We start from the raw sequence: 945 nt of genomic DNA on the forward strand, positions 1-945 counted from the left end.
TCGGCGATGATGCGGCTGGCGCGCTCGACCAGCTGGCCGTTGGTGGCGAAGACGCCGCGTTCCAGGTAGATGTTGTCCTCGAGCCCCACCCGGCAATGGCCGCCCAGGATCGTGGACAGCGCCACGATGTCCATTTGCCAGCGCGAGATGCCGAAGGCGCTCCACGACGCGCCCTCGGGCAGCAGTTCCTTCATGTAGATCAGCGTCTTGGCGTCGGCGGGCGCCGACCATTTGACCCCCAGGCAGATCTGGAACAGCGGCGCCGGGTCGATCAGCCCCTGCTCGATCATCCGCCGCGCCAGCAGGATGTCGCCGGGGTTGAAGACCTCGATCTCGGGCTTGACGCCGCCTTCGCGGATCAGCTGCGCCATGCGGTTCAGCGTGCCGGGCGTGTTCATGAAGATGCAGTCCGGCGCCCCGGCAATGCCGCCTTCCAGGTTCATCGTGGTCACGTCCAGCGTGCAAAGCTCGGGCCGGTTCTCCAGCACATGGCCGACGCGCTCGACGGCACTCGCGACATCGGTGGTCGGATGGGCCAGGGCCTCGTCTGCGGGATCCGGCACGAAGGTGGCGCCCATGCCGGTGGTCAGGTTGATGACCACGCGGTCGTTCCTTTCGCGGACGCGCTGGACGATCTCGCGGAACACCTCGGGCGAGCGGTTGCCGAGGCCGGTTTCCGGGTCGCGGCCGTGGATATGCACCACCGAGGCGCCCGCATCGGCGGCCTCGATGCAGGCATCCGCGATTTGGGCGGGCGTGACCGGATAGTTCGGAAAGCGGGGGTGGATCGGCCCGTCGCCGGTCACGGCACAGGTCAGGACGATTTTGCGTTTCATGGGATCTCCTGTCGGTCTCTAGGCGTGTTCGGGGGCGGCAGGCGTCTTGCGGGTCTCGCCAAGCGCCTTGAGGACCGCGACCAGCTGGTCGTCGCGCTGCCGGCGCAAG

At 67.8% G+C, this 945-nt stretch carries 1 protein-coding gene; it reads right to left on the reverse strand.

Annotated features, from left to right (window positions below; all coding sequences use genetic code 11):
- The coding region (locus IT40_RS26485) for a beta-keto acid cleavage family enzyme (protein ID WP_036761526.1) at positions 1–836 on the reverse strand (836 nt) is incomplete at its 3' end.
- Between the last annotated feature and the right edge of the window lie 109 nt (positions 837–945).

It is taken from the genome of Paracoccus versutus (assembly GCF_000763885.1).
Classification (GTDB): Bacteria; Pseudomonadota; Alphaproteobacteria; order Rhodobacterales; family Rhodobacteraceae; genus Paracoccus; species Paracoccus versutus.